The organism is Gordonia sp. DT219, from assembly GCF_049847065.1.
In the GTDB taxonomy this organism is placed as follows: Bacteria; Actinomycetota; Actinomycetes; order Mycobacteriales; family Mycobacteriaceae; genus Gordonia.
This window is the reverse complement of the sequence record NZ_JBNCNR010000092.1, coordinates 1-358: the sequence shown is the minus strand read 5'-3', so window position 1 is coordinate 358 and position 358 is coordinate 1. Positions and strand designations below refer to the sequence as shown.

The following is a 358-nucleotide window of genomic DNA, read 5'->3' as shown; positions in this document are numbered from 1 at the left end:
TACCGGTGCAGCTGATCATCAAAGCCGACCTCACCGACCTGATCAACGAAACCGGCCACGGCGTCACCGCCACCAACTCGCTGCTGCCCATCAAAGACGTCATCCGGTTGGCGGCCGACGCCCAACCCTGGTTGGCGGTGTTCGGCGAGCACACCACCGTGCCCCTGTATTTGGGTCGGGCCCGGCTGGCGAGCCGCGGGCAACGCATGGCACTGTTCGCCAAACCCGACGGCCAAGTGTGCTCACACCCCGGATGTTCGCAACCGGCCGCGCATTCGGAGATCCATCACGCCACCCTGGATTATGCGAAGGGCGGGTTGACCAACATCGACGACCTCGCTCCGGCGTGTCCGAAACA

1 protein-coding gene is annotated in these 358 nt (G+C 64.5%); it reads left to right on the top strand.

The window, feature by feature from the left end; genetic code table 11:
• Window positions 1-358: DUF222 domain-containing protein (locus ACPXB3_RS22565; protein ID WP_425729879.1), on the top strand; the 358-nt coding region annotated here is incomplete at both ends.